The 26,725-nt window shown below is 71.3% G+C and carries 28 protein-coding genes; 18 read left to right on the forward strand and 10 right to left on the reverse strand.

From position 1 onward, the window contains the following. Window positions 1-267 (reverse strand): hypothetical protein, encoded by a 267-nt coding sequence (locus AB0412_RS25065; RefSeq protein ID WP_366404813.1) that lies wholly within the window; start codon window positions 265-267, stop codon window positions 1-3. Between the two features lie 341 nt (window positions 268-608). Between AB0412_RS25065 and AB0412_RS25070 the strand changes: the two genes are divergently transcribed. Beyond that, complete coding sequence (locus AB0412_RS25070; protein ID WP_366404814.1) at window positions 609-2,024, forward strand: FAD-binding oxidoreductase; 1,416 nt, start codon at window positions 609-611, stop codon at window positions 2,022-2,024. Window positions 2,025-2,096: 72 nt separating this feature from the next. Here the strand turns inward: AB0412_RS25070 and AB0412_RS25075 are convergent, their stop codons facing one another. The 3 genes from AB0412_RS25075 to AB0412_RS25085 all read right to left on the reverse strand — a co-directional run bounded on the left by AB0412_RS25075 (window position 2,097) and on the right by AB0412_RS25085 (window position 3,808). After that, complete coding sequence (locus AB0412_RS25075) at window positions 2,097-3,062, reverse strand: YihY/virulence factor BrkB family protein (protein WP_366404815.1); 966 nt, start codon at window positions 3,060-3,062, stop codon at window positions 2,097-2,099. Between the two features lie 40 nt (window positions 3,063-3,102). After that, the gene (locus tag AB0412_RS25080; protein ID WP_366404816.1) at window positions 3,103-3,351 is read right to left on the reverse strand and encodes a hypothetical protein; all 249 of its coding nucleotides are present in this window, start codon (window positions 3,349-3,351) and stop codon (window positions 3,103-3,105) included. 106 nt (window positions 3,352-3,457) lie between these two features. Continuing rightward, on the reverse strand, window positions 3,458-3,808 hold the full coding sequence (locus AB0412_RS25085; protein WP_366404933.1) for a hypothetical protein: 351 nt from the start codon (window positions 3,806-3,808) through the stop codon (window positions 3,458-3,460). Window positions 3,809-3,957: 149 nt separating this feature from the next. Between AB0412_RS25085 and AB0412_RS25090 the strand changes: the two genes are divergently transcribed. From AB0412_RS25090 to AB0412_RS25105, 4 genes are all read left to right on the forward strand, one after another. Next, window positions 3,958-4,332, forward strand: coding sequence for a hypothetical protein (locus tag AB0412_RS25090; protein ID WP_366404817.1), 375 nt, complete (start codon window positions 3,958-3,960; stop codon window positions 4,330-4,332). Between the two features lie 89 nt (window positions 4,333-4,421). Beyond that, window positions 4,422-4,610, forward strand: a complete 189-nt coding sequence (locus AB0412_RS25095) for a hypothetical protein (protein ID WP_366404818.1) — start codon at window positions 4,422-4,424, stop codon at window positions 4,608-4,610. Between the two features lie 319 nt (window positions 4,611-4,929). Next, window positions 4,930-6,642 carry a cytochrome c oxidase subunit I gene (ctaD, locus tag AB0412_RS25100; RefSeq protein WP_366404819.1) on the forward strand — a complete coding sequence of 571 codons (1,713 nt, stop codon included), beginning with the start codon at window positions 4,930-4,932 and terminating at the stop codon, window positions 6,640-6,642. A 29-nt stretch (window positions 6,643-6,671) separates the two neighbouring features. Further along, window positions 6,672-7,013 carry a hypothetical protein gene (locus AB0412_RS25105; protein ID WP_366404820.1) on the forward strand — a complete coding sequence of 114 codons (342 nt, stop codon included), beginning with the start codon at window positions 6,672-6,674 and terminating at the stop codon, window positions 7,011-7,013. Between the two features lie 177 nt (window positions 7,014-7,190). Here AB0412_RS25105 and AB0412_RS25110 read toward each other — a convergent pair whose 3' ends face one another. After that, window positions 7,191-7,724, reverse strand: a complete 534-nt coding sequence (locus AB0412_RS25110; RefSeq protein WP_366404821.1) for a hypothetical protein — start codon at window positions 7,722-7,724, stop codon at window positions 7,191-7,193. A 63-nt stretch (window positions 7,725-7,787) separates the two neighbouring features. Beyond that, window positions 7,788-8,333 (reverse strand): DUF1360 domain-containing protein, encoded by a 546-nt coding sequence (locus tag AB0412_RS25115; RefSeq protein ID WP_366404822.1) that lies wholly within the window; start codon window positions 8,331-8,333, stop codon window positions 7,788-7,790. Window positions 8,334-8,782: 449 nt separating this feature from the next. Here AB0412_RS25115 and AB0412_RS25120 point away from each other — a divergent pair, with 449 nt between their 5' ends. Together AB0412_RS25120 and AB0412_RS25125 are read left to right on the forward strand one after the other, a co-directional pair. Next, entirely contained in the window at window positions 8,783-9,478 is a 696-nt protein-coding gene (locus tag AB0412_RS25120; protein ID WP_366404823.1) for a hemerythrin domain-containing protein, read from the forward strand. Between the two features lie 59 nt (window positions 9,479-9,537). Next, window positions 9,538-9,822: a hypothetical protein gene (locus tag AB0412_RS25125; RefSeq protein WP_366404824.1), complete on the forward strand. Its 285-nt coding sequence runs from the start codon at window positions 9,538-9,540 to the stop codon at window positions 9,820-9,822. A gap of 173 nt (window positions 9,823-9,995) precedes the next feature. On the opposite strand, the gene AB0412_RS25130 is transcribed toward AB0412_RS25125, so the two are convergent. Beyond that, window positions 9,996-10,544: a phosphatase PAP2 family protein gene (locus tag AB0412_RS25130; protein ID WP_366404825.1), complete on the reverse strand. Its 549-nt coding sequence runs from the start codon at window positions 10,542-10,544 to the stop codon at window positions 9,996-9,998. Between the two features lie 58 nt (window positions 10,545-10,602). Beyond that, window positions 10,603-10,971, reverse strand: coding sequence for a RidA family protein (locus AB0412_RS25135; protein WP_366404934.1), 369 nt, complete (start codon window positions 10,969-10,971; stop codon window positions 10,603-10,605). Here AB0412_RS25135 and AB0412_RS25140 point away from each other — a divergent pair. From AB0412_RS25140 to AB0412_RS25160, 5 genes are all read left to right on the forward strand, one after another. Then, a complete protein-coding gene (locus AB0412_RS25140) occupies window positions 10,954-11,604 on the forward strand; it encodes a TetR/AcrR family transcriptional regulator (RefSeq protein WP_366404826.1) in 651 nt (216 codons plus the stop codon). The two genes, AB0412_RS25135 and AB0412_RS25140, sit on opposite strands and share 18 nt — an antisense overlap. 260 nt (window positions 11,605-11,864) lie before the next feature. Next, the gene (locus tag AB0412_RS25145; RefSeq protein ID WP_366404827.1) at window positions 11,865-13,082 is read left to right on the forward strand and encodes a S8 family peptidase; all 1,218 of its coding nucleotides are present in this window, start codon (window positions 11,865-11,867) and stop codon (window positions 13,080-13,082) included. A 243-nt stretch (window positions 13,083-13,325) separates the two neighbouring features. Then, the gene (locus AB0412_RS25150) at window positions 13,326-13,778 is read left to right on the forward strand and encodes an SRPBCC family protein (RefSeq protein ID WP_366404828.1); all 453 of its coding nucleotides are present in this window, start codon (window positions 13,326-13,328) and stop codon (window positions 13,776-13,778) included. Between the two features lie 741 nt (window positions 13,779-14,519). Then, complete coding sequence (locus AB0412_RS25155; protein WP_366404829.1) at window positions 14,520-15,068, forward strand: GNAT family N-acetyltransferase; 549 nt, start codon at window positions 14,520-14,522, stop codon at window positions 15,066-15,068. Window positions 15,069-15,270: 202 nt separating this feature from the next. After that, a complete protein-coding gene (locus tag AB0412_RS25160) occupies window positions 15,271-15,678 on the forward strand; it encodes a RidA family protein (protein WP_366404830.1) in 408 nt (135 codons plus the stop codon). Window positions 15,679-15,703: 25 nt separating this feature from the next. Here AB0412_RS25160 and AB0412_RS25165 read toward each other — a convergent pair whose 3' ends face one another. Continuing rightward, window positions 15,704-18,955, reverse strand: coding sequence for a carboxyl transferase domain-containing protein (locus AB0412_RS25165; RefSeq protein ID WP_366404935.1), 3,252 nt, complete (start codon window positions 18,953-18,955; stop codon window positions 15,704-15,706). Between the two features lie 152 nt (window positions 18,956-19,107). Next, entirely contained in the window at window positions 19,108-20,664 is a 1,557-nt protein-coding gene (locus AB0412_RS25170) for a GMC family oxidoreductase N-terminal domain-containing protein (protein ID WP_366404831.1), read from the reverse strand. 839 nt (window positions 20,665-21,503) lie between these two features. On the opposite strand from AB0412_RS25170, the gene AB0412_RS25175 reads away from it, so the two are divergent. Genes AB0412_RS25175 through AB0412_RS25200 form a run of 6 tightly spaced genes read left to right on the forward strand, consistent with a single transcriptional unit; the run spans window position 21,504 to window position 26,714 of the window. Then, window positions 21,504-22,889, forward strand: a complete 1,386-nt coding sequence (locus tag AB0412_RS25175; protein ID WP_366404832.1) for an ATP-binding protein — start codon at window positions 21,504-21,506, stop codon at window positions 22,887-22,889. A gap of 2 nt (window positions 22,890-22,891) precedes the next feature. After that, entirely contained in the window at window positions 22,892-23,314 is a 423-nt protein-coding gene (locus AB0412_RS25180) for a roadblock/LC7 domain-containing protein (RefSeq protein ID WP_366404833.1), read from the forward strand. Continuing rightward, complete coding sequence (locus AB0412_RS25185; RefSeq protein ID WP_366404834.1) at window positions 23,311-23,664, forward strand: DUF742 domain-containing protein; 354 nt, start codon at window positions 23,311-23,313, stop codon at window positions 23,662-23,664. Before AB0412_RS25180 ends, AB0412_RS25185 begins: the two co-directional genes overlap by 4 nt. Then, the gene (locus AB0412_RS25190) at window positions 23,642-24,262 is read left to right on the forward strand and encodes an ATP/GTP-binding protein (protein ID WP_366404835.1); all 621 of its coding nucleotides are present in this window, start codon (window positions 23,642-23,644) and stop codon (window positions 24,260-24,262) included. Before AB0412_RS25185 ends, AB0412_RS25190 begins: the two co-directional genes overlap by 23 nt. Further along, window positions 24,259-25,494 (forward strand): cytochrome P450, encoded by a 1,236-nt coding sequence (locus AB0412_RS25195; RefSeq protein WP_366404836.1) that lies wholly within the window; start codon window positions 24,259-24,261, stop codon window positions 25,492-25,494. Before AB0412_RS25190 ends, AB0412_RS25195 begins: the two co-directional genes overlap by 4 nt. Continuing rightward, window positions 25,491-26,714, forward strand: a complete 1,224-nt coding sequence (locus AB0412_RS25200; RefSeq protein ID WP_366404837.1) for a cytochrome P450 — start codon at window positions 25,491-25,493, stop codon at window positions 26,712-26,714. Before AB0412_RS25195 ends, AB0412_RS25200 begins: the two co-directional genes overlap by 4 nt. The last annotated feature ends 11 nt before the right edge of the window (window positions 26,715-26,725 follow it).

A 26,725-nucleotide genomic window follows, 5' to 3' on the forward strand; every position in this document is an offset into this window, starting at 1 on the left:
CTAGCGGCCGGACCGCAGGTCCCTGCGCCGGATGCCCACCGTCCGGGCGGTCACGGCTGCCGCCAGCAGTGCGCAGGCCACCACGCTGTACGCCCAGCCCGCCGTGCCACGCACCAGGCCCACGATGCTCCACACCGCCCACAGGGCCAGCACCACGCACAGTGCCGGCAAGGCTATGTCGACGACGCGTGCGCGTAACTGTGCGCGCTGGCGCGTGCCCGGCTCAAGATTACCGAGCCCGTCACCCTGCCCGGGACGCACTCCCATGACTGGTCTCCTCCTGGGCGTTTGCCTTGTCCGTTCCTTGAGACATTTCGGTTACCCCAAGTCGGGACCACCAAGCGGTGTACGTCTCGCGAGAGTTGAGGTGGTGCCGACGAACGTCGGCGGTGGCTGAGGGTCGGGGACCTACGCACCCGCCCATCCGTCGGACGCCATCACGATGAAATCCGTGTTTCGCCCTGGCGTTCACCCGCCCGCCGGATGCTTGCGCTCCCGTCACGGTCTTGCCCCAGGCAGGGTTCCGAGCGCCCGCATGCGCGACCGGCGACTCCGCACTAGCGTTGGAGACTGCGGCAGCCAGCAGCGCACCGGGGAAGGTGACGCCCATGCCGGACGAACAAGCGGCCGTTCTGACAGCTGCCGCGGAGCGGGCGATGGCGGATGAGCTTCGCTCCTCGCTGCGCGGCGACGTGATCGACCGGGAGCACCCCGCGTACGACGAGGCCCGGGCCGTGTGGAACGGGCTGATCGACCGCCGCCCCGCACTCGTCGCCCGATGCTCGGGGACGGCGGACGTGGTCGAGGCGGTACGGGTCGCGCGCGAGTACCGTCCCGTCGTCAGCATCCGCGGGGGCGGGCATCAGGTGGCGGGCAGCGCGGTCTGCGACGACGGGCTCGTGATCGACCTGTCGCACATGAAAGGTGTGCACGTGGACCCCTCCGCGCGCACGGCGCGGGCGCAGGCGGGCGTGACCTGGGGCGAACTCGACCGTGAGACCCAGTTGCACGCCCTGGCCACGCCGGGCGGGGAGATCTCGGCCACGGGGATCGCCGGCCTCACTCTGGGCGGGGGCTTCGGCTTCGTGATGCGGACGTTCGGCCTGAGCTGCGACAGCCTCCGATCAGTCACCGTCGTCACCGCGGACGGCGCGGTGCGCACCGCCGGCCGGGAGGAGGAGCCCGAGCTGTTCTGGGCGGCCCGTGGCGGCGGCCGGGGACTCGGAGTCGTCACGTCCTTCGACTTCGGTCTGCACAGCTTCGGGCCCGAGGTGTCCGGCGTACTGGTTCTCCATCCGTTCGACCGCGCCGACGACGTGCTGCGGGCCTGGCGGGACGCGGCGTACGCCGCGCCGGAGACGGTCACGCCGGAACTCCTGCTCTGGAGCGTCCCCGCCGCCCCTGAGATCCCGCCCGAACTGCACCGGTCCGACTGCGTGATGGTCGGCGCCGTGTACGGGGGCCCGCCGGGCGACGCGGCCACGGCCGCGCTGGCACCGCAACGTGATCTCGGCCCACCACTCGTCGACCTGAGTACGACCGTGCCGTACGTCGCACTGCAGAGCGCCAACACCTGGCGGTTCCCGGACGGTGAGCGCTACTTCATGAAGTCGCACTTCATGGACGAGCTGAGCGACGAAGCCATCACGACTCTCGTGGACTGGTACTCCCGGCGGCCGACTCCGGAGAGTCTGATCGTCGTGCGCACCCTGGGTGGCGCCATCGCGCGCGTCGGCCCCGACGACAGTGCGTTCGCGCACCGGTCCGCCCGCTTCAACGTGAGCATCGACGCGGGCTGGCAGGACCCGGCGCTGGACGACACCGCGATCGAGTGGGCGCGGTCGGCCTGGGACGCGATGAAGCCGTTCTCCAGCGGTGGGTCGTACGTCAACTTCGCCGGGCTCGGCGAGGACGCGAACGAGCTGAGGGGCGCGGTCTTCGGCTCGCACGAGGAGCGACTCGAGCACATCCGAGCCGCGTACGACCCGGAGGGCCTCTTCGCCCCGGCCGCACGCAGGCCGTGATGCGTCGCGCTCTTCGGTGGCAGGTCGGGCCGAAGGCACGTCAGCCGGCAGCGGGTTCGCCCCTGTCAGCGCTCACCCACCTGGTCCGGGGTCCGGCCGGACCGCCGAGGTGATGCCGGCGCGGGCTGCTTCCAGCTGGGCCGCGAAGGCGATGCCCAGGAAGAGCGCCACGGCGGTGAGGTTGGCCCACAGCAGCAGGGCGATGAACGCGGTGAGCGGCCCGTACACGGCGCCGAAGGCACCGCTTCCCTCGACGTACCACGCGAGCAGCCATGTGGCCGCCACCCACAGCACGAGGTGCACCGCCGAGCCGAAGGCGAGCCAGGTGTAACCCGGTTGGACACGGCGCGGGGACCAGCGGAAGATCACGGCGGAGGCCACCCAGGCCAACGCGAGCCCCACGGGGACGTCGAGTGCGCCCCACCAGTGCGACCCGCTGTCGTCCCCACCGGCGGTGCGCGCCACCGCGTCCCCCACGGCCTCGCCGGCGACCAGGACGACGAAGCCCAGAACCAGCGGCAGGCCCGCGGCGATCGCGAGAGCGAGCGCCCGCGCGTACTTGAGCGGGAAGGGGCGATCGCGCTCGATGCCGTAGATGCGGTTGGCGCCGCGCTCGATCTGGGCCATGGCCGAGGCGAGGTTCAGCAGCGCGAAGCCCAGACCGAGCCACAGGGCGAGCGTGCTCCACACGTCGCCGTGAGCGGTGCGCCGCGTTCCTTCGAAGGCGTCCTCGACGATCTCGGCACTGGCACCCGGGACGATCCGGCCGAGGGTGAGTTCGATGATCCGGCCGATGCCCTCCGTGTGCACCGAGGTGGCCAGGCCGACGAGCGCCACGGTGCAGGGCACGAGTCCGAGCACCACCTGGAAGGCGAGGGCCCGCGCGTTGCTGAAGCCGTCCGCGTAACGAAACCGTGCGAAGGAGTCGGTCAGCAGTCTCAGGCCCCCGTAGTGGCGCAGGGCGGTGAACGCCTCGTCTCCGGAGAGTTCCTCCCCGATCATGTCCCGGGTCTGCGGCACGTGGACGGCGGTACCCATGGTGTGAACGCTCCTTGTCGACCCCGGGGGGACGGCCAGGTCACCGCCACCGGCGTTCCGGACGCGGAGTCACCGTACCGTCGGACGGATCCGTCGCGCGGTAGGTGCCCGCTTCCCAGAGGCACCAGGTCGACCACAGCAGCAGTACGAGAAAGACCGCGAGCAGGCCGAGAAGAATCAGCGTCTGCCGCGCCGACCCACCGCCCTGGAGCATCGACAGCAACAGACAGAACGTCCAGGCGCCGACCCCGCCCGCGTACAGCGCCCTGAGCTGCCGCAGCTGACCCATCGAACTCATCCTCACCTACCGAGCCGTCCCGCTGACCGTCGCCCTCCCGGTACCCCCGCCGCTCGATTTCATCGCGGGCCGGAATACCTGACGATGCGTCAGAGACTCAAGCGGCCGCGGCGTATGCCGTCGTGACGGCGGTGTCCGTGCGCGCGTGAATGACGAGGCGGATGCCGCTGGTGTCGGCGTTCGCCTCGAGCAGGCGACGTGCCAGGGCGCTGTGGGTGGCCACGCTCATCACGATGCCCAGGCTGCTGCACACCTGGTGCGCTCTCAGGACGACGCTGAGTGCGGCACCGGTCGCGGCCTGGTCCTCCAGGATGATCACTACGGGAGCCGGGTTGAAGGCATGCACCAGATCACTGATCTCCGTGAGGAGTGCGGCGCGACCGTCGACGCCCGGATCGTGGTGGATCGACAAGACGAGCACGCCCTGTTCCAGTGCGTGTGAGAGCAACATCGGCTTCACCCTCCCCGCTGTGACCGTTTGTTTCACGCTTGAACCACCGGGTGCCCCACAAGCAGTCGGTCACGCAGCCGGACCTTCCACGCCCCGGAATGGCGTCTACCGGTCGGGGTACTCGGCCGGCTCCAGGAGGAAGCACCTTGGGCAGGACGAGTTTTCCGGAGCGTGCGGACCCGGTCGCGGTCGCGCACGGCGTCTTCAACGTCGTGGGCGGACTGTGGCCTCTGCTGCATCTGCGCAGCTTCGAGTGGGTCTTCGGGCCGAAGACCGATGTCTGGCTCCAGCGGACGACGGGCGGGCTGCTGGTCTGTGCCGGTATGGCGCAACTCGCGGCGGCCACGGAGCCGCAGGGCCGTCGTCATGCCCGCCGTATCGGGCTGGGAACCTCGCTGACCTTGCTGGCCGTCGATCTGGTCTACGTGCCGAAGGGACGGATCCGGCCGACGTATCTCCTGGACGCCGCCATGCAGACGGGATGGATCTCGGCCTGGATGCGTTCCACCGCCCCGCGATGAGCACCGGAAGCGCCGCCGAGATCGGCCGTCGACATGCCGGGTACGACGCTCCACGAAAGACACCGGACGAACGACAGGGAAGGCCGGCCATGAGTGAACAGACCCCGTCGCAGGCGGAGGGCGAACGACAGCAGGAGACCACCGCGGACGACGCGGCCAGGACGGCCGAACGTCACGAGATGCCTCGGACGACTCCGTCGCAGTCGGAGGGCGAGGACACGGGCGACGAGGACACGGAGGAGAGCGAGGCGCGGGAGAGCGGCTGGTCCGGGCCGTGAGCGCTGTCCCGGCGCCGGCGTGACAGCCCCGCCGCCGCAGGCGGGCCGCCCCCGTGCCGCGCACGACCGCGCCGGCCGAGCCCTACCCGAATCGCCGGCCGTACTGGCCCCCCATGCCCCCCGGACGCGCACGCCACCCGGACGGGTGGCGTGCGCGTCCATTAGGACCAGTGACAGCGCACAACGAGCGCGGCTGCGCCGTCGGCAGGATTAGGTTGCGCTGGACCGGCTCCGCACTGCCGCGACAGCCCGTCAGGTCAGGGGCACCCTCGTCCGCCCCTTTCCGCCGTCCATGCGCTGCTGCCGACAGAGGAAACCGATGGCGACCCATACCGAGCCCGTGGCCCCGGTTCCGGCGGCCGAGCGCCGCGGCCGCGGTCAGGTGATCGTTGCCTGGCTGAGCACCACCGATCACAAGAAGATCGGCCACCTCTACCTGATCACCTCGTTCATGTTCTTCCTGATCGGGGGAATCCTGGCCATGGCCATCCGGGCGGAGCTGGCCCGGCCTGGAACGCAGCTGCTGTCGAACGAGCAGTACAACCAGGCGTTCACCATGCACGGCACGGTCATGCTGCTGTTGTTCGCCACCCCGACGTTCGCCGGCTTCGCCAACGCGATCATGCCGCTGCAGATCGGCTCCCCCGACGTGGCCTTCCCGCGGCTGAACATGTTCTCGTACTGGCTGTTCCTGTTCGGCGGGCTCATCGTGGTCAGCAGTCTGATGGTTCCCGAGGGCGCGGCCGACTTCGGCTGGACCGCGTACACGCCACTCAGCGGCGGCGAGCGCACCACCCAGGTCGGCGGTGATCTGTGGATCATGGGGCTGGCGCTGTCCGGGTTCGGCACGATCCTCGGCGCGGTCAACTTCATCACGACGATCATCTGCATGCGGGCTCCCGGCATGACCATGTTCCGGATGCCGATCTTCACGTGGAACGTGCTGCTCACCTCGGTACTGGTTCTGCTGGCCTTCCCCGTGCTCGCCGCCGCGCTGCTCGCCCTGGAGGCGGACCGCAAGTTCGGCGCACACATCTTCGACCCGGAGAACGGCGGGGCGCTCCTGTGGCAGCACCTGTTCTGGTTCTTCGGCCATCCCGAGGTCTACATCCTCGCCCTGCCCTTCTTCGGCGTGATCACCGAGATCCTCCCCGTCTTCTGCCGCAAACCGATCTTCGGCTACATGGGGCTGGTCGGCGCCACCATCGCCATCACCGGCCTGTCCGCGACCGTGTGGGCCCACCACATGTTCGCCACGCAGGCCGTACTGCTGCCGTTCTTCTCCTTCATGAGCTTCCTCATCGCCGTCCCCACCGGTGTGAAGTTCTTCAACTGGGCCGGAACGATGTGGAAGGGCTCGCTCTCGTTCGAGCCGCCCATGCTGTGGGCGGTCGGCTTCCTCGTCACGTTCCTCTTCGGCGGTCTGACCGGCGTGCTGCTCGCCTCACCGCCTCTGGACTTCCACGTCACCGACAGCTACTTCGTCGTCGCGCACTTCCATTACGTGCTGTTCGGCACGATCGTCTTCGCGATGTTCGGCGGCTTCAGCTTCTGGTGGCCGAAGATGACCGGCACCATGCTCGACTTCCGCCTGGAGAAGATCCACTTCTGGATCCTGTTCGTCGGGTTCCACACCACGTTCCTGGTGCAGCACTGGCTCGGCGCCGAGGGCATGCCCCGCCGGTACGCGGACTACCTGGCCGCCGACGGCTTCACCGCGCTCAACACCGCTTCCACCATCGGCGCCTTCCTGCTCGGCCTGTCCACCCTGCCCTTCCTCTACAACGTGTGGCGGACCGCTCAGCGCGGCAAGCGGATCGAGGTGGACGACCCCTGGGGCTACGGCCGCTCTCTGGAGTGGGCGACGTCCTGCCCGCCGCCCCGGCACAATTTCGTGACGCTGCCGCGCATCCGCTCCGAGTCCCCCGCCTTCGACATGCACCACCCGCACCTGGCGGAGCTCGACGAGGCGGAGAACGCCGGCAAGCGCGACGCCGTGGTCTCCGACAGCCACAAGGGCGAACCGCGGTGAAGCCCGGCGGACAGGAGACCCCGCCCGGCGTGCGCGGGAGTGCGCTCGCCGACACCGTCGAGGGTTACCTCCTCGCCCGCACGCATCTCGACCAGGCGCACCGCGAGGCCGAGAGCCTCTGCTCCCGGCTGCCCTGGCTGACCACCGCTCAGGCCGAGGAAGTCACACGTCACTACATCCGTCAGCGCATCGACCTGACCCGCCGGATGCTGGTGAGCACCACCGAGCGGGCCGACCAGCTGCGGAAGGAGTACGAGGCGCGTTACGCCGCCCTGCGGCGCGACCTGCTCCGGCGTCACGCCGCCTGTGCCTGTGCCGTGGTCGCCGCCGCCGGGGCCGTGAGCACCGTGGCGTGTCTGCTTGCCCGCTAGGGGCTGTCGTTCGGAGGCCAGACCCCGCGTCTGCGGCGTGATCCAAACGACAGGCCCTAGGGGTGTCCGCAAAGTCGCGTCGTCCGCCCGCAGGGCAGGCGGGACTTTGCGGACAGCCCCTAGCTCCTCCGGGCGGCGCAGGATCGATCAGGCCGGCCGTCTCCGGGGCCGGCGGGTTCATCGGCCGTAGGCGTCCTCGCGGCGAAGCGGAGCCACATCGGCGTGACGGCCGGTGCGCAGTGCGGCATGGCGTTGTCCCGGGCCTGGGCCACCGCGCGCGGCCAGGGCATCGGCGACGACGCCCGTGGTGAAGGCGTAGACGGCCTTGTGCAGCACGTCCACGACGAGTTCCCGGCGTGGCCAGGTGGAGGGCGGGGCGCCGACGCCGGTCGCGTTCTCCAGGATCTGATCGTTGGTGAGACGCACGACGGCGAACTGGGCCGACGCGAGCGGTCCCCGCAGTCCTGCCTGGGCCATGACCGAGCGCAGCACGCCGAGGACGGCCGCCTGACCGTGGTGCATGGCCCAGTTCACCGGGAGCGGCTGCGTGCCGGGACGTTCGGGCAGCCCGGTCAGGCGCTGAAGGACCCGGGCGGGCACGTGGGAGTCGGGCCGGCCGGTGACGGCCTGCTCCACCTTCTCGCCGAGGGTCATCACGACGCTTCCGGCCGTACCGGCGACCAGGCCCTGCCACAGTGCTCGTCCGATCATGCCCGGCGAGTACCCGTCACGACCGCCGTCACCCCCGCGGTCACGACGACCGACGTGGCGGGTTCACTCACCGCCGGTCTTCTCCACCAGTGCCGTGTACGTCAATTGCAGTGCGTCCGCGCCGGCGAGTGCGGCGAGCGCGCCCATGGCGGTGTTCGTGGCGCGCGGCCAGAGCAGCCGGCCGGCGGTCAGGGTGGACGCCACCCACACGCCGGTGCAGAAGGGGCAGGTCACCAGTTCGCCGACGGTCTCCTTGCCGCCTTCGGTCTGTGCCTCCTCCTGAAGTTCGGCCGGGCCCTGCGGACCGACGTACCGCGTGAAGGGGGCCCGGAGCGGGCTGGTCACCGACGCCTTGCTCAACAGTCGGCTGAGACGGAAGGTGGCCACCGATGTCAGCGCCACGTCCCAGGGTGTGGGCCGGTCGGGCAGCGGGCGACCGCTCAGCCGTACCGCCGTCGCCCAGGCCACCGTGTACAGCCCGAACCCCGCCATGGCCGTCAGATAACCGCCCAGCGGCCGCTCGTGATCTGCCGCCGCATAGTGCCGCTGTGTATTCCGGAGAAACCCGTGCAGCCGGCGTGCGACGCTGCTGTCAGCCACTGTGCCCATGAGCCGTCCCCGCTCCTGTCCGGCCGGTGCACCGGCCTGTCCCGTCGTCCCCGGTCGTGTCCCACCGCATGCCGCCGTGACCGACGGCCGTCAGGCCCGGCGGGAGGGGCCGCATCGCCGTGTCCGGCGAAAGGGACCGGATCCCTGTGCGGAGAGCGTCGGTCACCGCCTCCACCCGTGGTTCTCGTTCCACGCGGTCGAGCAGCCGCGGAGTCCGGTTCTGCCGCATCCGGCGGCGAGGCGGCGTCGCAGTCATGGGCCGCCGGGTCCCCACCAGGGCCGACGACAAACGACTCCCGGCTCGGGTGGCGTCCGGGCGTGTCCCGGCATCGCGACGGCCCCGGGGGGTACCTGGCCCTTGCCCGTGAAGCACGGCCGTACAGCAGGGCGGCTTGCCGGCCGGCGTGAGCGCGGCGGCCGGCACGCCAGCGGGCGGAGAGGAGCGACCCGTGCGCCCGAGCATCGAGGAACAGACGGTCGACCGACTGGGCGGCCCGGGGAGTGTGCTGGCCCGGCAACGACGTGATCATGCCGAGATGGACAGGCTGATGGACCGCTGTCAGGCCCTGGCCGACGGTGAGGACCGCGAACGGGTCCTCAAGGAGACCGTGCAACTGGTCTTCAGCCATGCCTTCGCCGAGGAGACCGTGCTGTGGCCGGCCGTGCGGCGCTCGGTCGAGGGCGGGCACGAATTGACCTCCCGGGTCGAGGAGGAACACCAGCAGATCAACGATCTTGTCGCCGAGATCGAACGCATGGGTCCGGGTTCTCCTGTGCGTGAGGAGAAGGTGCGGCGGGTCTTCGCATTGATACGGCAGGACATCCGCGACGAGGAGGACCTGGTCCTGCCCCGGCTGCAGGATTCCCTGCCCGCCGCTCAGCTGCGCCGGCTCGGCGCGGCATGGGACACGGTACGACGGAGCGCACCCACGCATCCCCACCCCGTCATCCCGCGCCGCCCGCCCGGCAACGCGGTCCTGGGCGTGCCGCTCGGTCTCTACGACCGGATACGGGACGCCTTCGGACCGAGCACGTCCAAGGCTGCTGCCAGGAAGGTCCTCACCGGGCTCACCGGGATCCTCACGCTGGTCGCGGCCGTCGGGATGCGCCGCAAACGGCGTCGAACACGTCGGGGGCGGCGCTGAACGCCGTCGGCGGGGGCCGGCAGTCGGCATCGGCACGCATGTCCTGATCGGGAGGAACCATGTCCGTGTGGTCGAGGCTCCGCGAACGCCTGGGGGGTCGTACGGCCGCCCCCTCCTCGGAAGTCCGCTCGGGTCGTTCGCAGGACACGGGCGGTAAGCCGGACGACGAGGCGCCGGACCGGCACAGCACGACGGGGACGACACCCAACGATGTCTTCGTGGGCCGTGCCTCGGGCGACGACCCCGGCTACCTGGAGACAGGCGCGGACGAGCGTGCCGAACCGGAACCCGGACCGGACGGCGAGCCCCCCGCGCCGGGGGAGGACACCGGCCGGCATCCGTGACCGCCGATCCGCCGCCGCCCCTCTGTACGCAAGTCCATGGACAAGGACAGCTAGGACGTGCCCGCGGGCACGTACTGGTGACGCTGCCCCGCAGCGCCGCAGGAGGTGCCGGTGCGTGCGCATGCGTGCATGCTGACGCACCGGCCGTCTCTGAGGGCAGTTCGATCCACGTCCTAGAGCCAGTGGCGCAGGAACAGGTGCGGGGCGCGGCGGGTGAGCCAGGCGCTGGCCAGGCCGATGGCGGCTCCTGCGGCGACGTCGCTGGGGTATTGAGCGCCGCTCTGCACGCGTTCGACGGCCACCGTGGCGGCCGGCGCCGTGCACAGGACGCCGGCCAGCGGCCACGCCGGGGCGACGGCGGCCGTGAAGGCGACCGCGGCGGCGGTGTGACCGGAAGGGAAGGAGGAGGAATCGGGACGGTCGTCGACCTCGTCGTGCGGAAACCACTGTTCCGGGGGCCGGGGGCGGTCGGCCAGCTGCTTGCACACGCCGTTGGAGAGCAACTGCGCCACCGCTGCCGCGGCCAGGCCCGCGGCGGCGGCCTTGCGGCCGCGGCGGCCACCGAGCCAGGCCATCGCCGCCGCCGCGCCGCACCACAGTTTGGTCCCCTCCGCTGCCTCCTCCACCACGGACAGCGTCCGGCGAAGGCCGGGTGGGCAGCTTGCGGCGAGCCGCTTGGCCAGACTCCGGTCCTTCTCACGGATTTCCGTCGGCAGCTTCATGGCCTGCGGGTATCCCACCGAGCACCGGCCATGCTCCGCCGTGATGCGGCTGCTCGATCTACGGCTGTTCGATGACCGCGGTGGCTTCGACCTCGACCAGGAGGTCCGGCTCCCCCAGCGCCGCGACACCCAGAAGCGTGATCGGCTTGACCGGATCGATGCCGAGCTTAGCCGCGGCCCGTCCCACGCCCTCGCCGAGCAGGGGCATCTTCTCGGGACTCCAGTCGACGACGTAGACGGTCAGCTTCGCCACGTCGTCGAAGGATCCGCCGACCCCGGCCAGAGCGGTGGCGACATTGAGATAGCACTGCTCGACCTGAGCGGCGAAGTCCCCGTCGCCCACCGGCCGGCCGTCGGCGTCGCGGGCGACCTGCCCCGAAAGCCTAGCGATGCTATGTAATGCGGTGCCATGGCGAGGACGAAAGATCCAGCGGTCCGCTCCCTGCTGCTCGAACGGGCCGCACACATGCTGCGGACACGGCAACCCGTCACCCTGCGCACCCTGGTCGCCGGAACCGGCGTGTCGACGATGGCCGTCTACACCTACTTCGGCGGCATGGACGGACTGTGGAAGGCGCTGCGGCAGGAAGGCTTCACACGCCTGGCCGCCCGGCTCGCGGCCGTCAGGACGACCGCGGACCCGGTACGCGACCTCGCCGCCCTCGGGGCCTCCTACCTGGCCAACGCCCTGGAGAATCCCGATCTCTACCGCGTGATGTTCGACGCGGGCTTCGACCTCGAGGACTCCGGCGCGGCGGACCAGACCCTCGACCGACTCGTCCGTGCCGTCGACCGGGCCAAGGCGAGCGGCCGTTTCCGTGACGACGTCGACCCGCTGGAGCTGGCGACACAGAGCTGGGCCATCGGACACGGACTCGCCTCGCTCGTCGCCACCGGCCCCCTGCCGCGCGAGGCACTCGGGCACGGCGTGCCCATGCTGACCGCACTGTTCACCAGCGCCGGAGACGAATCCGGCCCTTGCCGCCCGTCGGTCGAGCGCGGCTGGCGGTGGGTACTCACGGCCGCGTCCGGTTCTCACGACCGGCGAGAGCGGCCCTAGCGAGCCCGTCCGGCCTCCTGCCGCACGGGGTCCTCGCAGCACTGCCCGCCGCAAGGCAGGCGCGGCCTTGTGTGTCGTGCTCATGGCGAATTTGTTGACAGATGCTCAACTCCCTTGTCCCGCAGAGGAGTTCTGAGTGAGGCTTGCTCGCAGTCCGGAGCGGAACGCAACGCTCCAGCTGGGGTGCGCGATCCCGTGCGCCCTCCCCCACAGACGCGTGCCCCACCCAGGCGCGCCGCCAAGAGGAGGATTCCCTCGTAATGGCACGACTGCGTAGCAAGAGAATCAAGAGGATACGGTTCGCCGCGATCGCCGGTGTCGCCACGGCCGCCCTGGCCGGCGGGCTCACCTCTGTCCCCGCCCAGGCCGCCCCCGCCGAGGGCACGGTCCTCGCCTCGGGATCCCCCACCGTGGTCAAGGACAGCTACATCGTGACCCTGAAGAAGGGCGCCGGGTTCAAGGCGTCCTCGGCCACGGGCAAGAACCTGGTCGAGGGGTACGGCGGCAGCGTGAAGAAGACGTTCGGCAGCGCGCTGAACGGCTACACCGCCACCCTCTCCGCCACCGAGGCCAAGCGCCTGGCCGCGGACCCCGCGGTCGCCTCCGTCGAGCAGAACCAGCGGGTACGCCTCACCGACACCACGCAGTCCAACGCGCCGTGGGGCCTGGACCGCATCGACCAGACCTCGCTCCCCCTGTCCGGCACCTACACCTACCCGGACAGCGCGGGCAGCGGTGTCACGGCGTATGTCATCGACACCGGCGTCCGCATCACGCACCAGCAGATCAGCGGCCGGGCCGCCTACGGCTACGACGCCGTGGACGGCGACACCACCGCCTCCGACGGCAACGGCCACGGCACCCATGTGGCCACCACCATCGCCGGATCCACCTACGGGGTGGCCAAGAAGGCGAAGATCGTCGCGGTGCGGGTGCTGGACAACAACGGTTCCGGGACCACCGCCGGGGTCATCGCCGGCATCGACTGGGTCACCAAGAACCACTCCGGTCCCTCGGTGGCCAACCTGTCCCTCGGCGGCGGCGCCTCCAGCACCCTGGACACGGCCGTACGCAACTCCATCGCCAGCGGCGTGACCTACGCGGTCGCCGCGGGCAACAGCAACGCCAACGCCTCCTCGTTCTCCCCGGCCCGGGTCACCGAGGCCATCACGGTGGGCGCCACGACCAGCACGGACGCCAGGGCGAGCTACTCCAACTACGGCTCGGTGCTGGACATCTTCGCCCCCGGCTCCTCCATCACGGCCGGGTGGCACACCAGCGACAGCGCGACCAACACCATCTCCGGCACCTCGATGGCGACCCCGCATGTCGCCGGAGCGGCGGCCGTCTACCTCGCGGCTCACACCTCCGCCACCCCGGCGCAGGTCGCCACGGCTCTGGTGAACGGCGCGACCACCGGCAAGGTGACCGGCCCCGGCTCCGGTTCGCCCAACCGGCTGCTCAAGCTCGTCCCGTAAGCACTCTCCTTCGTCGGTGCCCCGCGTGGTGGCACGACGCCGGCGATGGTCGGCAGCAGGGGGGAGACGAGGAAGGCCTAGGTGCCGAACAGGAACAGGAGCAGGAAGACCCCGGTCACGGTGCATCACCGGCACCCACAGGCTGCGTGCATACACCGACCAACCAGTGGCACTCGGGAGGTGATCGCTCTCGGGCCGGCAGTCAGCCGGTCCGTATCCGTTCAGCACCGAGGGAGTTGTGACGTGTCGCAGGTGGAAGAGTCCGTCAAGGTCGAGGTTCCGGTGCGCGCCGCCTACAACCAGTGGACCCAGTTCGAGGACTTTCCCCAGTTCATGGAAGGGGTCGAGCACATCGAGCAGCGCACCGACACCCTCACCCACTGGAAGACGAAAATCGGTGGCGTGGAGCGCGAGTTCGACGCCGAGATCACCGAGCAGATCCCCGACGAGCGGGTCGCCTGGACGACGGTCGGCGGTGAGGTGAAGCAGGCCGGTGTCGTCACCTTCCACTACATCGACGACAGGACCACCAAGGTCATGCTCCAGCTCGAGTACGACCCGGAGGGCCTGAGCGAGACCGTCGGCGACAAGCTCGGTTTCGTCAAGCGTCAGGTCGCCGGAGATCTGGGGCGGTTCAAGCGGTTCATCGAGTCTCGCGGTGGCGCGGAGACCGGCGCCTGGCGCGGCACGGTGTGACCGCTGCGTGAGGAGGTGTCACCGGAACACCTCGGTCCATGTGAGACGACGGCTGGAAAGCGTCCGGGGACGCAGGCACCGTTCACCGTTGCCCGGAGCCGTTGTGCGTGCGTTGGGTTGCCAGGACGGCGTCGATGCCCGAGGCCGAGCGCCTGGCGGCGGCGCATCGGTGGTTCGCAGCCGTCGAGGTGGCGTCGGGGCGAGCGGAGGGGTTCACGGCGGCCCTGGGCGTCGTGGATCTCGGCTGTGTGCGGCTGTTGTCGTCGGAGGCCGCGTTCCTGCGGGGCACCGGCAGGAGCAACACGCACTCGACAGGCCGGGCTCCGGGGCGTCGGCTCGCTCCACTGACGCAGAAGGCCGGGTGTACGCGGATGCGGCGGAACGGCCGTGAAGTGCGGGTCCGGGCGGGCGAGATGGCGTTGATCGCCCTCGACCGGGGCCTTCTCCATGGAGCAGCGGGAGCGGTCCCGCGTGCTGCTGCGCGTGCCGGAGCGGGCGCTGGGCCACTCGAGTTCGGGGGTACGGCTGGTCACCGGGCGTGCGGTGTCGGGCCACGGATGGTCTGTACGAGGCCGCGTACGCCGTGCCCGGGGCCGGCCAGTGGGTGTTCGAGCGGGCCCGGTTGCGCCTGTCGCACGGCGTGTGGCTGCGCCGGCACAGCGGGCGGGGGCGCGCGAGGCCTGACGGCCTCCTTCCTTCCCCTTCGGATCACCCTCACGGGCGTGCGGTAGGTTGCCCGCCATGACCGGACTCGGAACCGTCGCCTGGCCACCTGCCCCGATCAGGACCGAACGCCTCGTGCTCCGCGAGTCCGAGGCCGCAGACCGTGCGGCGTTCATCGAGCTGTTCGCATCGCCGGAGGTGCGCACCTACCTCGGTGGCCCTCGCCCCCGTGACGAGCTCGAAAGCGCTGTGCCTCAATTGCCCGGGCGGCGGCCCGGCCTCTTCGTGATCGATCTCGACGGGGCGATGATCGGCACGGTCACGCTCGATCGGCGCGACGCGGAGCGCCCGGGGCACATCCGTCCCGACGCCGGTGAGGCCGAGCTCGGCTACATGCTCCTGCCGGAGGCGTGGGGACGCGGCTACGCCACCGAAGCGTGCGCGGCGGCGCTCGGATGGTTCGCCGACGCGTTCCCCGGCGAGCCGGTGCTGCTCTGCACCCAGACCGCCAACGACCGCTCGATGCGCCTCGCCGCGAAGCTGGGATTCACGGAGGTGGAACGATTCGAGGAGTGGGGCGCCGCACAGTGGCTCGGCGTGTGGTCCCCGCCCACACCGTCCGCTTGAGCGCGGCCGGCTTCCCACAGGTCGGCAGGAGCAGGTTGATCCGCTGCGTCGGCGCCCCTGTGAACTGCTGGGTCACCATGAGGTTCCCCAGTCACGGAAAAGTGCGTTCTTCCATGTCAGCGCATGGTTTCTTACGGTTCCCTTGTAACCACAAGAGCGGGCGCCTGTTCCGGAGCTCCCTCATGCCATGGAGGCGACAGCCATGCCCATCACCCTGGTGAACCCCAGCCGGCTCCCCGAGATCGATGCCTACCGTCAGGTGTCGGTCGCGACCGGCTCGAAGCTGGTCTTCGTCGCGGGCCAGGTCGCCTGGGACGCCGACGGTGTCACGGTCGGCGAGGGCGACCTCGCCGCTCAGGTCGAGCAGTGCTACCTCAACGTCGCCACCGCCCTGGCCGAGGTCGGTGCCTCATTCGACGACGTGGCGAAGCTGAACGTCCATGTCGTCGACTGGACCCCTGACAAGATGCCCCTCCTCATGGAAGGGATCACCCGGGCGGCCACGAAGCTGGGAGTCACCCCGACGCCCCCGGCCACCCTGCTGGGCGTCGCGGCGCTGGATGTGCCCGAGCATCTGGTCGAGATCGAGGCCACCGCCGTCATCGACTGACCAGGCCCTGTTCACACACCGGCGTTCACCAGGTGTCGACACAAGGGCGTGAGCCGCGATGACCGGCGACCGGGTCGTGCAGCAGGGTGCTGATCCAGCTGCGCGACTCGGCGGGGTCGATCACGTCGTCGATCTCGAAGACCGAGGCGACGTTGAGAGCCTTGCCGTGCTCGTAGGCCGCCGCGACCCGCCGGGCGAATTCCCGCTCCCGCTCCACGGGGTCCGCGATCGCCTCCAGGTCCCTGCGGTAGCCCAGCCGAACCGCGCCTTCGAGGCCCATCGGCCCGAACTCGCCCGTCGGCCAGGCGACCGTGAACCGGGGGATGCGGAATCCGCCGCCGGCCATCGCCTGCGCGCCCAGCCCGTAGCCCTTGCGCAGCACGATCGTGCCGAAGGGGACGGTCAGCGCCGCGGCGTGCACGAACATGCGGCTGACATGCCGGACCGAGGCGGTCTTCTCCGCGTCGGGGCCGACCATGAACCCGGGTGTGTCGCACAGGGAGAGCACCGGCAGCCCGAACGCGTCGCACAGTTGCAGGAAGCGGCTCGCCTTGTCGGCGGCGTCGGAGTCGACGGCCCCGCCCAGATGACGCGGGTCGTTGGCGAGGATGCCCAAGGGGCGCCCTTCCACGCGGGCGAGGGCGGTGACGACGCTCCGTCCGAAGCGCCGTCGCAGCTCCAGAACGGAGCCGGTGTCGGCGAGGGTGTCGATGACCGTGCGCACGTCGTAGGCCCGTCGCCTGTTCTCGGGGACGAGGTGGCGCAGCCGCCGCTGGTCGGGGCAGTCCCAGTCGGGCACCGGCCCCTGGAAGTACGACAGGTACGTGCGCGCCAGCCGGACGGCGTCGGCGTCGTCGGCGGCCTCGACGTCGATGACACCATTGGCCGTCTGCACCTCGAACGGTCCGATGTCCTCCGGGGCGAACCGGCCGAGACCACCGCCCTCGATCATGGCGGGGCCGCCCATGCCGATGTTCGCCTCCGGTGTGGCGATGATGACGTCGCAGCAGCCGAGCAGTGCCGCGTTGCCGGCGAAGCAGCGGCCCGAGGCGATTCCGACCAGGGGCACTTTCCCGCTCAGCCCGGCGAACAGCGCGAACGCCCCGCAGTCCAGGCCGGAGACGACCGTGCCGTCCACATCGCCCGGCCGGCCGCCGCCTCCCTCGGCGAACAGCACGACAGGCAGTCCGGCGTCCTCGGCCAGTTCGAAGAGCCGGTCCTTCTTGCGGTGCCCCATGAGGCCCTGGGTGCCCGCCATCACGCTGTAGTCGTACGACATGGCCACCACCCGTGCTGCTGCGGGCCCGAACCGCTCGGCACCCACGGTGCCCACGCCTGCGACGAGGCCGTCGGCGGGGGTCCGGCGGATCAGGTCGTCCACGGGGCGGCGGCTTCTCTGCGCGGCGATGGCCAGGCCGCCGTACTCCACGAAACTGCCGGGGTCGCACAGGTCGGCGATGTTCTCACGGGCGGTGCGCCGTCCCTCGGCGTGGCGGCGTGCCACCATCTGCGGACGGCTCGAGTCCGTGCCGAAGCCCTTGCGCACCCGCACCTCCTCCAGATCGGGCCGTGACGCGGCCAGATCGACCTGCTCGTCCGGCCGGTCGCCGCCGATCGACGAGCCGGTCCCCTCGATCACGACCAGGGGCTGCCCGGGCTCGGCGACGTCGCCCGGCCGCGCCCGGACGGCGACGACGATGCCGTCACAGGGGGCCTGGAGCGGGTGCTCCATCTTCATGGACTCCAGGACCACCAGCGCGCTTCCGGCCCTCACGGCCTGCCCCTCGACGGCGGCGACGTCGACGACGGTGGCCGCCATGGGGGCGGTGACGGTGACCGTGCCGGGTTCGTCGTCGGCGGCCGGCGGTTCCTCCGCCGGCGAGGGTTCGTCCTCGGGCGGGAGCAGGCCGGGCAGCAGCTCGTCGAGCAGCGCGGTGTGCAGCCGTCCGGCGATGACCTCGGGCGCCTCCAACAGCCGCGCGAGCAGGCGCTTGTTGGTCCCGACTCCCTCGATCCTCAACTCGGCCAGGGCGCGCCGGGCGCGGGCCAGCGCGTCCGGCAGGGTTCCGGAGCCGTCGTGGACGGTCAGCTTGGCCAGCAGCGAGTCGAAGCGGGGGCTGACGCGAGAGCCGGGGAACGCGGCCGTGTCCACGCGCACGCCCGGCCCGGTCGGCGGCCAGAAGACCTCCAGCGTGCCGGCGGAGGGGAGCACCGTCCCGTCGGAGCGGACCGTCTCGGCGTTCACGCGGACCTGGACGGCGCAGCCGCGCAGGACGGGCGGCCGGTCCGCCCCGATGCGGGCGAGTGATTCCCCGGAGGCGACCCGCAGTTGGGCCTTGACCAGGTCGGTTCCGCTGACCTCCTCGGTGACGGTGTGCTCGACCTGGATGCGCGGGTTGACCTCGAGGAAGTAGTAGCCCTCCGTTCCCTCACGGGTGTCGACCAGGAACTCGACGGTGCCCAGGCCCGCGTAGCGGACTTCCCGGGCCAGCCGCAGGGCGGCGTCGTGCAGCCCGGCGCGCACCGGCTCGGCGAGTCCCGGTGCCGGTGCGATCTCCACCACCTTCTGCCGGTGCCGCTGGAGGCTGCAGTCACGGTCGCCGTAGGCGACGACGGCCCCCGAGCCGTCGCCCAGCACCTGCACCTCGACATGGCGCGGCCCGGGGAGCAGCTGCTCGACGTACACGGCGCCGTCGCCGAAGGCGTGCGCCGCCTCCGAGCCGCAGCGCCGCAGCGCCTCCTCCAGCTCGTCCGGATCGTGTACGGCGCGCATGCCGCGGCCGCCACCTCCGGCCACCGCCTTGACCATCACCGCGGCGCCCTCGCCGAGCCCGGCCATGAACGCGCGGGCTTCCTCCACGGAGGTGTCCCCGTCGGTCGCCGGAAGCACCGGGAGGCCGAGGCCGGCGGCGAGCTTGCGGGCCGCGGTCTTGTCGCCGAGCGTCTCGAGCACCTCCCAGCGCGGCCCGACCCAGGTCAGGCCCGCGTCGGTGCACCGGCGCGCGAACCCGGCGTGCTCGGCCAGCAGTCCGTAGCCCGGGTGGACCGCGTCGCAGCCCGCGCGGACGGCTGCAGCCACCACGGCCGCCGCGTCGAGGAACGCCGCCGGTCCCTCGCCGTCGAGCACCACGACCTCGTCCGCCAGGCGGGCGTGCAGCGCGTCCGGCTCGTCGCGGGAGCGCAGGGCCACCGTCAGCAGGTCCAGCTCTCGCGCCGCCCGGATCACCCGGACCGCGATCTCCCCCCGGTTGGCGACCAGCAGTTTGGCCAGCCCCATCGTCACCCGCCCTCCCCGTCACACTCGGCCGCGGCCGGGGATGCGGCCGAGAAGCCCCTCGAGCTCGGCATACCTACCGGTCGGAATGCACGCCCTCACGGTAGAGGGAGCACCCGGCAGGAACAAGGGTCCGGGAAGGCCTGCTGCCGCCGTCAGGCCGGTGGCCGGAAACCGCGGATCATGTCTGCCGCCTTTTCCGCGATCATGATCGTGGGGGCGTTGGTGTTGCCCCGCACCACGGTGGGCATCACCGAGGCGTCCACCACCCGCAGCCCGCTCACCCCGTGCACGCGGAGCCGGGCGTCCACCACAGGGCCCATGGAGCAGGTGCCCGCCGGGTGGTAGAGGGTCTGCAACTCGCGCTGGGCGAAGTCGAGCAGGCCGGCGTCGTCCGTGGAGCGCGGTACGCGGAAGTCGGCGCGGCGGTGCTTGGCCAGGCCGGGCTGCTCGGCGATGTCGAGCAGCACCCGCAGGGCCCGGACCACCGTGGCGCGATCCTCCTCGGTGGTCAGGTAGTTGTGCAGGATGTGCGGCTTGGCGCTGGGGAGCGCCGAGCGCAGGGAGACCTTGCCCCGGCTCGTGGGGGCGATCAGGGCCGCGCCGAACATGAAGCCGTGGTCGGTCACGGGGCTGATGCCCTCTTCGTGGAACATGACCGGTGTGGCGTGCACCTGGACGTCGGGGGCGTCCAGGTCCTCACGGGTGCGGTGGAACCCGCCCGCCTCGCCGATGTTCGAGGTGAGCGGACCACGGCCCTCGGTCTCCAGCAGGCGGAGGTTGTCGGGCGTCTCGGCGGTGAACAGCGACTCGGTGTCGGTGAGGTAGCACAGGCCGACATGCGGATGGTCCTGGAGGTTCTCGCCGACGGGGAGGTCGACGCGGGGGGTGATGCCGTGGGCGGCCAGCTCGGCGGCCGGGCCGATGCCCGAGAGCATGAGCAGCTGCGGCGAGTTGTACGCACCGGCCGACAGCACGACCTCCCGTTCGGCGCGCAGGCTCAGCAGTTCGCCGTCCCGGTCCACCTCGACGCCGGTCGCGCGGTCGCCGTCGAGCAGCACGCGGGTGCAGTGGGCGCCGGTCAGCACCTCGAGGTTCGGCCTGGACAGGGCCGGCCGCAGATACGCGTCGGCGGTGCTGCACCGCAGACCGCCGCGCTGCGTGAGGTGGTAGTAGCCGACGCCGTCCTGTTCCGGGCCGTTGAAATCGCCGGTGAAGGGATGGCCGGCTTCCTGTGCCGCCGTCACGTAGGCGTCCATCAGCGGATGCCGGGAGCGGCCCTCGCCGACCGTGAGCGGCCCGCCCGTGCCGTGCCAGGGCGACGAGGAGCCGGTGAAGTCCTCGGAGCGCAGGAAGTACGGCAGGACGTCCTGCCAGCTCCATCCGTCGGCGCCGACGGCCGCCCACCCGTCGTAGTCGCGGCGATTGCCGCGCATGTAGATCATCGCGTTCATCGAGGAGCACCCGCCGAGCATCCGGCCGCGCGGCAGATAGCGACGGCGGCCGTCCAGTCCCGGTTCGCACGCGCTGAGGTAACTCCAGTCGTACTTCGTCTGGAAGAGCTTGCTGAACGCCGCCGGAACGCGGATCTCCAGGGCGTCGTCGACGGGGCCCGCCTCGACGAGCAGCACGCGTGTGCTCTCGTCCTCGGTGAGCCGGCCGGCCAGTACGCAACCGGCCGATCCGGCGCCCACGATGATGTAGTCGTACACGTGTCCCCCTCGACCGCCCCGGCTCCTCGAACCCCTCCAGCCAAGCGGTAACAGCGCGGCAATCACACCGTGCTCTCGGCCATTTGTCGCTGCCGGGCGTCAGCCACCGCACGACGGCCCGTCCCGAGCCACCCAACTCTCCGGCGGCTCATACCAGGACACGGCGCCGAACGCGAACTCCTTGTCGGCCAAAGTGAGTTGGTCATCAAGTGCGTATCTTTCCCCCCAAATCCCCAGCGAATCGAATTCGTCGTCACCGCGCTGCCACAAGGCGTGAGCAGGAGCGGTATGGTCCCTGCCGAACGCCACCAGCGGACCCAGGAGTTCCAGGGCAGCGATGGCACGATCCCGTGCTGCCTTGAGCCCGCCCGTCGTCGTCCCCTGCCATGCACGCCCTCGTCCGGTACCAGGAGATCCATGTCGCGCGCCCTCACCGTTGTCCGCATCGATGAGTCCTCGGCCCGTGCGCGCCTGACGGGGACACGATCCCGGGCGGTGCCGCGCGAGGGCGTCGAGGGCCGCCGCTGCGCCCCTTCGCCGCCGTCCGGGAGACGCCCGCTCGTTCCGGCTCGCTGAGGTTGCCGGCCGTGACCGGGCGCGGCGGGGGCGTGCCGAGGGACACCGGTGCGTGGCGGGGACGTCGGCTCGGCGGCCCCCACCGCCGGTCCGCCTCCGCCGCGGGCGTCCACCGCCTTGGCCGGCCCCGGATCGGGCCGGTCGCCGCGCCACGCCGCGCCCGTCCGGCCTGCCGCCTCCGCCGCATCCCGCTGTCCCTGGCTCCAGCCCCGGCCCACCCACGATCCCCGCACACCGACGGCTTCCCCATCCGTGAGGACCTGATGATCGAACTGATAGTGACCGCCGCCACGTTGCCGACGTTGGCCGGCGTCGGTTCCGCATGGCACTTCCGGCGCAAACGCGATCATGCCGAGCGCGAGGCCGAGCTTCTCCGCCGGCACGCCGACCGGCTCACCCAGCAACTCCTCGCGGCCGAGCAGTGCGTGGGTCAGGTGGCGGCCACCGTGGTTCCGGCGGCCGTGAGCGGGGGGCAGGACGGCGGCGGTCGCGGGGGCGAGCTCGTCGTACCGCCGAACCTCGACGGCACTCAGCTCGCCGAGCGACTGCGCGCCCTCCCCGGCGCGGTGGCGGCCGCGGTCGAACAGGTCCGCGCTCAGGAGCGTTCGGCTGCCGCCCAGGTCGCCGAGCAGGTCCGCCAGGAGGCCGAGCGGCAGGTCGCGCAGGTGCGGCACGAGTCCGTGGGCGTGGCGCGGGCCGCCGTGCGCGGCTTCGCCAACAATGTGGTGGCCCGGGCGGCGAGGCTCGGCCGGACCGTCAGCCAGGGTGTGCGGCGGCACGTCTCGGACGAGGCGTACGCGACGCTCGTGGAGATCGACCACCTCGCGCAGCAGATGCTCCTCACCGCGTCGGGGTACGCCGTACTCGCCGGGGACAAGCTCTCGCGGCGCTGGCCCGCCACGACGCTCACCGACATCGTGCAGGCCGCGATGGGCCGGATCGAGGGGTACGAGCGGGTCAAGCACCCCGAGATGGGATCCGTCGCGGTCGAGGGCCGCGCGGTGGAGGCGGTCGTGCACGCCCTCGCCGTGCTGCTGGACAACGCGCTGCGCTACTCGCCGCCGTCCGCGAGTGTCCATGTCTCCCTCGAACAGGGCCACCACGCCTGTTTCCTGATCGTCGACGACGCAGGGCTGCGCATGGACGACGAGCGCCTGCTGTGGGCCAGCGACGTGATGTCCGGCAAGCAGCGCGACGACATCACCCGCCTGGGCGCCCACCCCCAGACCGGGCTGCGCGTGGCGTCCGTGCTGGCGGAGGACTACGGCTTCCGCGTCGAGCTCACCGCGCCGAACATCTACCAGGGCACGCGGGCCATGCTCGTCCTGCCGAAGAACCTGCTCACCACGCCGACGCCGACCCCGGCACCGGCCCCGGCCGAGACCGCCGCCCCCACCCCCGTGCCGTCGGCCCGCGACGCGGAGCCCGAGCCCCCCGCCGCCCAGGCGACCACGACCGCCAGCGGCCTGACCGTGCGCAAGCGCTCCGCGGCCCCCGCGGTGTCGCGGCGCGCGGCCGAGCCCGCCGCTGCCGAGCCCGGCCGTCCCTCGATCGCCGCGGCCTGGGCCGAAGGGACCCGCCGCGGCCGTCAGGACGAGACCTCCCCGACCTCCGCCGGACACGACGCTGCACACGAAGAAGGAAACTGACCGTGCGAGACACACACTCCAACAGCCTGGGCTGGCTGCTCGACCAGGAACTCGGCACCGTCGAAGGCGTCCGGTACGCCGTACTGATGAGCAGCGACGGGCTGCTGAAGGCCCGGACCGAGACGATCAGCCAGGACGACGGGGAGAAGTTCGCCGCCCTGACGGCGGCACTGCGGGCCGCGGGCAAGGCGTGGGACGAGTTCACCGGCGGCCAGGGCATGCGCCAGCTGCTGATCGAGTCGGCCGGCTGCATCGGCCTGACGACCACCGCCGCGAAGAACACCATGCTGTCGGTGTGCACCACCGGGCCCGACGCCGACGTGGGGCTGATCTCCCATCACATGGTGCGGCTGGCCACCCGGGTGGGGCACGAGATGGCCACCGCCGACCGTCTGCCGGCCGCGGAAGGCGGCTCGCCGGCATGACGGGGCCGCGGCGTGACCCCGACATGGTCAGGCCCTACGTCCGCACCGGCGGGCAGGTCCGCGCCCGTGACGATGTGCGCCTGGAGAGCGTGGTCATCGCCGCGACCGGCCCCACCGACACCCTCGGCCCGGACGCCCGCCGGGTGATGCGCCTGTTCGCCGGGGCGGGCGGCGGCCTGGCCGTCGCCGACATCGCCGCCGCGCTGGAGCTGCCGCCCTCGACGGTGCGCATCCTCGTCTCCTCGCTGATGGACTCCGGCCATCTGTCCAGTCCGGTCCCCGCGACCGGCCACCAGCCCGACTCCGACCTGCTGCAGGAGGTGCTCCGTGGACTACGCTCCATGGTCTGATACGCCCGTCACGTACCTCCCGTCCACGGTGACGCGGTCGGCCAAGATCGTGGTCGCGGGGGGTTTCGGCGTCGGCAAGACGACCCTCATCGGCAGCGTCTCGGAAGTGAAGCCGCTGCGGATGGAGGAACCCATCACGCAGGCCAGCGTCGGGGTTGACGATCTGCGCGGCACTCCGCACAAGACCACGACCACCGTGGCGATGGACTTCGGCCGCATCCACATGGCCGGCGGCAGGATCGCGCTGTATCTGTTCGGGCTGCCGGGGCAGTCGCGTTTCCAGCCCCTGTGGGAGGACCTGGCCGAGGGCGCACTGGGCTGTCTGGTGCTGGCCGACACGCGCGACCTCGACGCCTCCCACGACGCTCTCGGCCTGCTGGAGAGCGGGGGTGTGCCGTATGCCGTGGCCATCAACGCCTTCCCCGACGCGCCGAGTTACCCCGAGTCCGAGCTGCGCGAGGCTCTCGCCCTCGACCCCGCCACTCCACTGACGGTCTGCGACGCCCGCGACCGCACATCGTCCCTGCATGCCCTGATCACGCTCACCGAGTACCTCTCCGAGCGTCGCTCAGCCGACCCCCTGGAGTCCCGCCGATGACGATGCCTTCCGCTGAGCCCACACCGACGAGCCCACCGGAGCGGATCGCCCTGTACTCCCCCGAGTTCGCCGCCGATCCGCACGCCGTGTACCGGCGCATGCGCCGCACCCACGGCCCGCTCGTCCCCGTGGACCTGGCTCCCGGTGTGCCCGCGACCCTGGTGATCGGCTACTACCAGGCCCGCCGCATCCTCAACGACCCGCTGCACTTCCCGGCCGACCCGCGCGCCTGGGAGAAGCTGATCCCGAAGTCCTGTCCGGTGCGGCCGATGATGGAGTGGCGTCCCAACGCGCTGCGTTCGGGCGGCGCGGAACACGCCCGCTACCGCGCGGCGAACACCACCGCCATCGACGCGGTCGACCAGCACGAGCTGCGCTCCCTCGTCGAGAAGGTCGCCTCCGGCGCCATCGGTGACTTCCGGGCGGCGGGCGAGGCCGATCTGCTCACGCAGTACTCGTTCCCCATCGCCTTCCGCGTCCTGAGCGCGCTGCTGGGCTGCCCTGACGAGATCGGCGTGCGCATCGCGGACGGCATGGCGAAGATCTTCGAGACCACGGACGCCGAACGCGGCAACCAGATCCTCGGACAGGCCGTTCTCGACCTGGTGACCCTGCGCCGGCAGCACCCCGGCGACGACATCACCTCCCGGCTGATCGCCCACCCCGCGCACCTCACCGACGAGGAGATGGGCCATCAGCTCGTCACGCTCTACGGCGCGGGCATCGAGCCGCTGACCAACCTGATCAGCAACACCATCCTGAAGATCCTCACCGACGAGGAGTTCTCCGCGGACCTGCACGCCGGGCTGTCCACGGTGCGCGACGCCCTCGACACCGTGCTGTACACCGACCCGCCCATGGCGAACTACTGCATCTCGTACCCGCCGTATCCGATCGACGTGGACGGGGTGCTCCTGCCGGCCGACCAGCCGGTCGTGATCTCCATGGCGGCCGCCAACAACGACCCGGCCCTCACCGAGGGCGTGCCCGAGGGCCGCCTCACGGGCAACCGCGCCCACCTCGCCTGGAGCGCCGGCCCGCACACCTGTCCCGCGCGCTCACACGCCTATCTCATCGCCGAGACCGCGGTCACCTACCTCCTCGACGCGTTGCCCGAGACGGATCTCGCCCGTCCCCTCACCGAACTCACCTGGCGCCCGGGGCCGTTCCACCGGGCGCTGGAATCCCTGCCCGTCGTCTTTCCCGCCGCACGCCAAGGAGCCCAGCCATGACCCAGCAGCCTCCGCTCGTCCTCGACCCCACCGGTGCCGACCACCACGCCGAGCACCGCGCCCTGCGCGCCCGCGGCCCGGCCACCCGGGTGGACATACTCGGTGTGGAAGCCTGGTCGGTCACCGACCCCGTCCTGCTCAAACAGCTGCTCACCAGCCCCGACGTCTCCAAGGACGCCCGCGCGCACTGGCCCGCCTTCGAGCAGGCGGTCAGCTCCTGGCCGCTCGCGCTGTGGGTCGCGGTGGAGAACATGTTCACCGCGTACGGCCCCGACCACCGCAGGCTGCGCCGGCTGGTGGCACCGGCCTTCAGCTCCCGCCGTATCGCCGCCATGAAGCCGGCCGTCGAGGACATGGTGACGCGGCTCGTGGACCGGCTCGCCTCGCTCCCCGCGCAGGAGCCGGTCGATCTGCGCCAGGAACTCGCCTACCCGCTGCCCATCGGCGTGATCAGTCACCTCATGGGTGTGCCGGAGAGCCGGCGGGACGACTTCCGTGCCGTGGTGGACGGCGTCTTCGACACCACGCTGAGTCCGGCGGAGGCACAGGCCAACACCGCCCGGCTGTACGGGCAGTTGGACGAGCTCATCGCCGCCAAGCGCGACGCCCCGGGGGACGACATGACGTCCCTGCTGATCGCGACGCGGGACGACGAGAGTGACGGTGCCCGCCTCAGTCCCCCCGAGTTGCGCGACACGCTGCTGCTGATGATCAGCGCCGGTTACGAGACGACCGTCAACGTCATCGACCAGGCCGTGTACACGATGCTGACCCGCCCCGACCAGCTGGAGCTGGTCCGCAAGGGGGCGGTCACCTGGGACGACGTCGTCGAGGAGACACTGCGTCACGAACCGGCCGTGAAGCACCTGCCGCTCCGCTACGCCGTCAGGGACATCCCCCTGCCCGACGGGCAGACCATCGCCCGCGGTGAGGCGATCCTCGCCTCCTACGCCGCCGCCAACCGTCACCCCGACTGGCACAGCGACGCCGACACGTTCGACGCGGCCCGCACGGCCAAGGACCATCTGGCCTTCGGCCACGGCGTCCACTTCTGCCTCGGCGCACCGCTCGCCCGCCTCGAGGTCGCCCTCGTGCTCGAGCGCCTCTTCGACCGCTTCCCCGACCTCCACCTCGCCGTACCGGCCGGCGAACTCCGGCCCGTGGGCTCGCTGATCAGCAACGGGCACCAGCGACTCCCGGTCCGCCTCCACGCCCGCTGAGCAACGGCGAT

It is taken from the genome of Streptomyces sp. NPDC052012, from assembly GCF_040689265.1.
Classification (GTDB): Bacteria; Actinomycetota; Actinomycetes; order Streptomycetales; family Streptomycetaceae; genus Streptomyces.

Excerpts from the sequence above, each read along its gene's own strand:
- AB0412_RS25155 (WP_366404829.1), top strand. The coding sequence starts at position 14,520 with ATGACCGGACTCGGAACCGTCGCCTGGCCACCTGCCCCGATCAGGACC.
- AB0412_RS25080 (WP_366404816.1), bottom strand. The coding sequence starts at position 3,351 with ATGGGTCAGCTGCGGCAGCTCAGGGCGCTGTACGCGGGCGGGGTCGGC.
- AB0412_RS25070 (WP_366404814.1), top strand. The coding sequence starts at position 609 with ATGCCGGACGAACAAGCGGCCGTTCTGACAGCTGCCGCGGAGCGGGCG.
- ctaD (WP_366404819.1), top strand. The coding sequence starts at position 4,930 with ATGGCGACCCATACCGAGCCCGTGGCCCCGGTTCCGGCGGCCGAGCGC.
- AB0412_RS25185 (WP_366404834.1), top strand. The coding sequence starts at position 23,311 with ATGACGGGGCCGCGGCGTGACCCCGACATGGTCAGGCCCTACGTCCGC.
- AB0412_RS25095 (WP_366404818.1), top strand. The coding sequence starts at position 4,422 with ATGAGTGAACAGACCCCGTCGCAGGCGGAGGGCGAACGACAGCAGGAG.
- AB0412_RS25125 (WP_366404824.1), top strand. The coding sequence starts at position 9,538 with ATGTCCGTGTGGTCGAGGCTCCGCGAACGCCTGGGGGGTCGTACGGCC.
- AB0412_RS25110 (WP_366404821.1), bottom strand. The coding sequence starts at position 7,724 with ATGATCGGACGAGCACTGTGGCAGGGCCTGGTCGCCGGTACGGCCGGA.
- AB0412_RS25075 (WP_366404815.1), bottom strand. The coding sequence starts at position 3,062 with ATGGGTACCGCCGTCCACGTGCCGCAGACCCGGGACATGATCGGGGAG.
- AB0412_RS25145 (WP_366404827.1), top strand. The coding sequence starts at position 11,865 with ATGGCACGACTGCGTAGCAAGAGAATCAAGAGGATACGGTTCGCCGCG.
- AB0412_RS25130 (WP_366404825.1), bottom strand. The coding sequence starts at position 10,544 with ATGAAGCTGCCGACGGAAATCCGTGAGAAGGACCGGAGTCTGGCCAAG.
- AB0412_RS25115 (WP_366404822.1), bottom strand. The coding sequence starts at position 8,333 with ATGGGCACAGTGGCTGACAGCAGCGTCGCACGCCGGCTGCACGGGTTT.
- AB0412_RS25140 (WP_366404826.1), top strand. The coding sequence starts at position 10,954 with ATGGCGAGGACGAAAGATCCAGCGGTCCGCTCCCTGCTGCTCGAACGG.
- AB0412_RS25165 (WP_366404935.1), bottom strand. The coding sequence starts at position 18,955 with ATGGGGCTGGCCAAACTGCTGGTCGCCAACCGGGGGGAGATCGCGGTC.
- AB0412_RS25195 (WP_366404836.1), top strand. The coding sequence starts at position 24,259 with ATGACGATGCCTTCCGCTGAGCCCACACCGACGAGCCCACCGGAGCGG.
- AB0412_RS25200 (WP_366404837.1), top strand. The coding sequence starts at position 25,491 with ATGACCCAGCAGCCTCCGCTCGTCCTCGACCCCACCGGTGCCGACCAC.
- AB0412_RS25160 (WP_366404830.1), top strand. The coding sequence starts at position 15,271 with ATGCCCATCACCCTGGTGAACCCCAGCCGGCTCCCCGAGATCGATGCC.
- AB0412_RS25065 (WP_366404813.1), bottom strand. The coding sequence starts at position 267 with ATGGGAGTGCGTCCCGGGCAGGGTGACGGGCTCGGTAATCTTGAGCCG.
- AB0412_RS25175 (WP_366404832.1), top strand. The coding sequence starts at position 21,504 with ATGATCGAACTGATAGTGACCGCCGCCACGTTGCCGACGTTGGCCGGC.